Source organism: Pseudomonas sp. FH1 (assembly GCF_000510895.2).
GTDB lineage: Bacteria > Pseudomonadota > Gammaproteobacteria > Pseudomonadales > Pseudomonadaceae > Aquipseudomonas > Aquipseudomonas azotoformans_A.
This window is the reverse complement of record NZ_AOHM01000016.1, coordinates 73,030-79,727: the sequence shown is the minus strand read 5'-3', so window position 1 is coordinate 79,727 and position 6,698 is coordinate 73,030. Positions and strand designations below refer to the sequence as shown.

The following is a 6,698-nucleotide window of genomic DNA, read 5'->3' as shown; positions in this document are numbered from 1 at the left end:
CCGGCCAGCGTGTTTGACGGGGCGCCTAAGATCAAAATCAAAAGCAAAGCCAGAGCCAGAGCCAGAGCCAGAGCCAGAGCAGATTGATGTCTACCTGAGATCTAAATTGTGGGAGCGGGCTTGCTCGCGAAAGCGGTGGATCAGTTAGAGATGCAATCGCTGACACGCCGCCTTCGCGAGCAAGCCCGCTCCCACATTTGAAACTGAGACCAGCTTCCAAAAAACGGTCGGCTACTAGGCCGCCGCGCTCTTGCTTGTGATCTGAGGCGCCCCGTCAAACACGCTGGCCGAACGCAGGCTTGAATCCGTGGGTAACCCGGCAGGACGCCGGGTTAGCCGCGCTGGGCCAAGGATGGCCCATCGCGGCGGCCCACGGATTCAAGCCGGAGTGAGGGCATGCCGAGCCTAGGCGAGGCACCGAGTGTTGGGGCGAAGACCTTTTGGTTACTTTTGGGGCGTTTGCCAAAAGTGACCCGCTGTAAGAGCGGAACCATAAGTAGCCGTTACCGAAGCAACGGATATGTACACAACACAACACAACACACAACACCACACCATCCCCCATCACCCCGGCAACGGAATCACCCTCAACGCCCTAACCGACTTATAAGAAAAACTCGAATAAATCTCCTTGACGCAAGGCAACGTCTGCAACACCTCCCGCGCAAACTCCCCAAACGACTCCAGATCCTTCGCCACCACTTCCAACAAAAAATCATAGCGCCCGGACACGTTATGACACGCCACAATCTCCGGAATCTCCAACAACCGCTGCTCAAATGCCCGAGCAATTTCCTGGGTGTGACTCTCCATCATGATGCTGACAAACGCCGTCACCCCATACCCCAATGCCTTGGGTGAGAGAATCGCCTGATACCCACTGATCACCCCGCTCTCTTCCAGGTTGCGCACGCGCCGCCAGCACGGCGAGGTCGTCAAGGAAACGCGGTCAGCCAATTCAGCCACCGTGAGACGGGCATTGCCCTGCAACGCGTTTAAAAGTGCTTTATCGGTGCGATCCAGACTGACAGGCATAACGTGCCTCTATTCATTATTTTTATGAGGTTTTCATCCAAAAACACAGGAACCAGCAGCAAATATTGCAAAGTTCATCTCTGGTTATGAGCATAGCATTGTAGGAAATAAGGAGCGTCCGACATGAACAATAAACACAATGCATTCGGCTTTTCCACCCGCGCCATCCACCACGGCTATGACCCAAAAGACCACCACGGCGCACTCGTCCCGCCGATTTACCTGTCAGCCACCTTTGCGTTCCCAACCGCTGAATACGGCGCCGCCTGTTTTGCCGGCGAAGCGAGCGGCCACTTCTATACACGTATTTCCAACCCGACCCTGGCGCTGCTGGAATCACGCATGGCCACCTTGGAAAATGGTGAAGCAGCCGTGGCGTTCAGCTCAGGCATGGGTGCGATTGCCGCGACGTTCTGGACCCTGCTGCGCCCCGGTGATGAGGTGATCGTCAGCCAGACCCTGTACGGCTGCACCTTTGCCCTGCTGCACCATGGCATCGGTGAATTCGGTATCAAGGTGCGGCATGTCGACCTCACCGACCTCGAAGCCCTGCAAGCCGCTCTCAGCCCCGCCACCCGCATGATCTATTGTGAAACCCCGGCCAATCCCAACCTGCGACTGGTGGACATCGCCGCCGTAGCCGCCCTCGCCCACCAGCAGCCAAATGTCACCCTGGTCGTCGACAACACCTACTGCACACCCTACCTGCAACGCCCCCTCGACCTGGGCGCCGACGTCGTGGTGCATTCGGCCACCAAGTACCTCAGCGGCCACGGCGATATCACCGCGGGCATCGCCGTGAGCAGCCTGGCCCTGGCCCAACGCATTCGCCTGCAAGGCCTCAAGGACCTGACCGGCGCAGTGATGTCGCCACAGGACGCCTCGCTGTTGATGCGCGGCCTCAAGACCCTGGCGCTGCGCATGGATCGTCATTGCAGCAACGCCCAGGCGGTGGCCGAAGCCCTGCAGGCGCACCCGGCCGTGCAGTGGGTGACATACCCAGGATTGCGTTCTTTCCCCCAGTACGAACTGGCGACACAGCAGATGAAACTACCCGGCGGCATGATTGCCTTCGAACTCAAGGGCGGCATCGAAACCGGTCGGCGTTTCATGAATGCACTCAAGCTGTTCACCCGTGCGGTCAGCCTGGGTGACGCGGAGTCACTGGCCCAGCACCCGGCGAGCATGACCCATTCCACCTACACCCCGCAGGAGCGTGCGGCGCACGGGATCAGCGAAGGGCTGGTGCGCTTGTCGGTGGGGCTTGAGGACGTGGCCGATCTGCTGGCGGACGTGCAGCAGGCACTGGCCAAATGCACACGTACGGTGACGCGTGCTTCTAAGCCGGTAAGTGTTTAATCCGTTTTTTTAAGATTGGATCCCCTTCCCGTCGCCAGGCTGTACTAGCATAGGTTCCGGCGGGAAGGACTATCACGGTAGGTTATTCGCATTGGCTTGCATCTTAATCCCCGTCGCTATAAGGCCGAATACCTGCACGCCTCATGGACGAAATGATGAACTCACAGCTGTTCCCTCATATTGGCAAAGTCATCGCCAGCACCGGCAGCCGCCATTTCCCACGCATGCTGCATGACCTGATCCTCACCCAACTGGCAGTGGACGCCACCCATATCACGCAATTGCAGGTCAACGCCGACGGGCAAACCCGCCGCAAGATCAGCCCGGTCTACACCGATTCGGTGGAAGCGTTGGGCGACGAACAACCCGCCGCGCAATTGCACCTCACCCGCCGCAAGGATGACGTGCGCTACGTGTTGTCGGTGTATCGCTCGCACCAGTCCGAAAGCTTTTCGCCCCAGGAGCGCAGCATATTGCAGGACTTCTCCACCTTGTTGCTGCCCATGGTGGAAAAGCACATCGCCGCGATCCAACCGTGCCGCCAGGACAGCGACCCGGTAGCGCCGGAAAACCAGGGCCTCGAAGCCCTGCGCAGGCGCATTGAAGAACGCTTGGTGCAGTCTGGACTGACCTTGTCCAACCGTGAGCTTGAGGTGTGCGTGGGCCTGTTGGCCGGGCGCACGGCGCCGGAGCTGGCGGAGCAGTTGGCGTTGAAGGTCAACACCATCGAGAGCTACCTCAAGCGCGCGTCGATCAAGCTGGGGATCAGCGGGCGGCATTCGTTGTTGCGGTGGATGTATGCCACTGAGGACACCACAGCCCTTTAAGCCACCGCAGAAAGAATGTGGGAGCAGGCAAGTCAGCTCCCACATTTGATCTTCATCGTTTGTGAGGGATCAGTCCCTTGCTAACGCCTCGATCGGGTCCAGCCGCGCCGCATTCCTGGCCGGCACAAAGCCGAACACAATGCCGATCAACGTCGAACAGGCAAACGCCGTGATGATCGAGCCCAGGGAAAACACCATTTCCCATTCCTTCACAAACAACGAAAACAGAAAGCCCAGGGCGTAGGACAGCGAGATCCCGATCAGCCCGCCGATCAAACACACCATCACCGCCTCCACCAGGAACTGCTGGCGGATATCCGACTGCCGCGCCCCCACCGCCATGCGAATGCCGATCTCACGGGTACGCTCGGTGACGGACACCAGCATGATATTCATCACGCCAATGCCCCCCACCAGCAACGAAATCACCGCGATCAACGACAGCAGCAACGCCAGGGAGCGACTGGTTTTCTGCACGGTCTGCATGATGCTGTCGAGGTTGTTGGTAAAGAAGTCCTTGGTGCCGTGGCGTTGCAGCATGAGCTTGTTGACATTGTCTTCCACCACCTTGCTTGGCTGGCCGTCCTTGATACGCACCGTGATGCTGTCCAGATGGCGCTGCCCCAGCAAACGCCCCGCCGCCGTCTCATACGGCACCCACACGTTCAACGCCTTGCTGGCGGCGAACATGTTCTTATTGTCCGCGGTAACCCCGATCACGGTACACGGCAGGTTGCCCACCAGGATCACCTGGCCCAGCGGGTCGACGTTCGGGCCGAATAATCGATGACGGGTGTTGTGGTCGATCACCACCACCTGGGCCTGGCGCCGTGCATCGCTTTCGCTGAAGGCGATACCGGCTTCGAGCTTGAGTCCCTTCACCTTGAAGTAGCGGTCACTCACCCCATTCACCTGCGCATCCAGGTCGATATTGCCAAAGCGCAGCAACAGGTTGCGGCCCACCACCGGCGTGGCGCTGTCGACGTAATACAGCTGGTTCAACGCGTCCACGTCCGAAGGCATCAACGTCTCGATAGCCGAGGCGCGGCTGTCGCCAAAACTGGTGCCGGAAAAGATATCGATGGTGTTGCTGCCAATCGCCTGGATGTCCTTGAGCACATAACGCTTGGCGCCTTCGCCGATGGCCGAGATCGACACCACCGAAGTGATACCGATGACGATACCGAGCATGGTCAACAAGGTGCGCATGCGGTGAGACACCAGCGCGACCCAGGCCATGTTGAAGGCTTCCTTGAACAACCCCAGGCTCGCCACCAAGCGCCGGGCGCCGCTGCGTTTTGGCTCGATGGGTGTTTCGCTGGGCAACTCCAGGCCAGCACGCTCATTGGCCTTGTCGCTGACAATCTCGCCATCGCTCACCTCGACGATACGCTGCGCATTCGCCGCAACCTTGGGGTCGTGGGTCACGATAATCACCGTGTGCCCCGCCGCGTGCAGCTCGGCGAGAATACGCATCACCTCTTTGCCACTGTGGGTGTCGAGGGCGCCGGTGGGCTCGTCGGCGAGGATCACTTCGCCACCGTTCATCAAGGCGCGGGCGATACTCACCCGTTGCTGTTGGCCACCGGAGAGCTGGCTGGGACGATGGGTGGTGTGACCGGACAAGCCCAGCCGCGCGAGCAACTCCCGTGCACGACTGTGGCGCTGGGTTTCCGGAGTGCCGGCATAGATCGCCGGCATTTCCACGTTGTGCAAGGCACTCAGGTGCGCCAGCAAGTGGTAGCGCTGGAAGATAAAACCGAAGTAATCGCGGCGCAGTTCGGCCAACTGCTCATCCCCCAGGGAACGGGTTTCGATGCCGTTGATCTTGTAGCTGCCGGCCGTGGCGTAATCCAGGCCGCCAAGGATGTTCATCAGGGTGGATTTACCGGAGCCCGAAGCGCCAATAATCGCGACCATTTCCCCGGCATGGATCGTCAGGTCGATGCCCTTGAGCGCGATGAATTCGCGCTCGCCGGCCATGAAGCTGCGGGTGATGCCCTTGAGTTCCAGCAGTGGCTGAGTCATCCGTCAGTTCCCCGCCACAGCCGGCGTGGCGTCGCCGATCACCACGTTGTCGCCTTCGGCCAGGCCTTCGAGGATCTGCACCTTCACATTGTTATTGATCCCGGTCTTCACCTCCCGCGACACTGCCTTGCCTTTCGCGTCCAGCACCCGCACCGAGTAACTGCCGTCGTTGTTGCGCGCCCCCAGCGCCGCCACCGGCACCATCAGCGCGGCCTCGGCAGTGTCGAGTACGATACGTACCTGGGCGGTCATGGCGATGCGCAGACGGTGGTCGGGGTTGGGTACGTCGAACAGTGCGTTGTAGAACACCGCCGTGTTCTGCTTCGGCGTGCCGGCGGTCTGGGTTTCCAGGAAGTTCTGCGGCGCCGGTTCAGTGCCGCGCAGCTTGGCGTAGTAACGCTTGTCGGCCTCACCGAGGATGGTGAAGTAGACCTGCTGGCCGGGGCTGATGTGAATCACATCCGCCTCGGAGACCTGGGCCTTGACGGTCATGGTGTCCAGGTCCGCCAGCTTGAGCAGTACCGGCGCCAGTTGGTTGGCGATCACGGTCTGGCCTTCCTGGGTGACGATGCCCACTACATCACCGTCGATGGGCGCGACGATGCGGGTGTAGGCCAGGTTGACTTTGGCGGTGTCGATCTGGATGTGGGCGCTTTTGATCTGCGCGTCCAGGGACAGCAGGTTGGCCTGTTGCACCTGGAAGGTGGATTCGGCGTCTTCGAAGTCCTGACGGGAGACCGATTCGTCAATCTGCAGACCTTTGTAGCGTTCGTACACGGACTTGGCCTGCTTGAGTTGGGCAGCGGTGGCGCGGCGTTGGGCCTGGAGGTTTTCTTCGTCGACCTGGGCTTTGCGCAGGGTGTTTTGCAGGATCAATGGGTCGATTTCGGCCAGCCACTGACCTTTTTTGACCTTGTCGCCGACTTTGACTTTGAGGGATTTCAGTTGGCCGGAGACTTGGGCGCCGACGTCGACCTGTTTGATGCCTTCGAGCAGGCCGGTGGCGAGGACGGCGTTTTCGATGTTGCCGCGTGAGGCGGTGGCGGTGAGGTATTGCGGTGCGTCGGCGGGGGCTTGGACCGTGTAGATGATCAAGCCTATGGCGATGGCCAGTGTGGCGAGCATTCCTAGTTTGCGTAGCGTTGGCTTTTGCATAGATGACCTTTGATCGAGAACATATCCGTTATTTGAGTAACGGCCACTATTGGTTCCGCTCTTACAGCGGGTCACTTTTGAAAAGCGCAAAAGTAACCAAAACGCTCTTGCCCCAACACTCGGTGCCTCGCCTAGGCTCGGCATGCCCTCACTCCGGCCAGCGTGTTTGACGGGGCGCCTAAGATCAAAATCAAAAGCACAGCGGCCTGACAGCCGGCTTGAGTGGTGTGGAGCAAAGGCAAGGGCAAAGGCAAACGCGGTCCACAGTAGGAGCTGGCTTTCCGGCGATGGTCG

5 protein-coding genes are annotated in these 6,698 nt (G+C 59.8%); 2 read left to right on the top strand and 3 right to left on the bottom strand.

Annotation, left to right across the window (positions count from 1 at the left end; genetic code table 11):
- Positions 1 to 564: 564 nt before the first annotated feature.
- The gene (locus H096_RS07060) at positions 565 to 1,035 is read right to left on the bottom strand and encodes an Lrp/AsnC family transcriptional regulator (RefSeq protein WP_016976082.1); all 471 of its coding nucleotides are present in this window, start codon (positions 1,033 to 1,035) and stop codon (positions 565 to 567) included.
- 123 nt (positions 1,036 to 1,158) lie between these two features.
- Here H096_RS07060 and H096_RS07055 point away from each other — a divergent pair, with 123 nt between their 5' ends.
- Entirely contained in the window at positions 1,159 to 2,394 is a 1,236-nt protein-coding gene (locus H096_RS07055; RefSeq protein WP_033897441.1) for a methionine gamma-lyase, read from the top strand.
- 155 nt (positions 2,395 to 2,549) lie between these two features.
- A complete protein-coding gene (locus H096_RS07050) occupies positions 2,550 to 3,221 on the top strand; it encodes a helix-turn-helix transcriptional regulator (RefSeq protein ID WP_082461441.1) in 672 nt (223 codons plus the stop codon).
- A 69-nt stretch (positions 3,222 to 3,290) separates the two neighbouring features.
- Here H096_RS07050 and H096_RS07045 read toward each other — a convergent pair whose 3' ends face one another.
- Positions 3,291 to 5,249 (bottom strand): MacB family efflux pump subunit, encoded by a 1,959-nt coding sequence (locus H096_RS07045; RefSeq protein WP_033897439.1) that lies wholly within the window; start codon positions 5,247 to 5,249, stop codon positions 3,291 to 3,293.
- 3 nt (positions 5,250 to 5,252) lie between these two features.
- Positions 5,253 to 6,404 carry a macrolide transporter subunit MacA gene (macA, locus tag H096_RS07040; RefSeq protein ID WP_033897438.1) on the bottom strand — a complete coding sequence of 384 codons (1,152 nt, stop codon included), beginning with the start codon at positions 6,402 to 6,404 and terminating at the stop codon, positions 5,253 to 5,255.
- Positions 6,405 to 6,698: the final 294 nt, after the last annotated feature.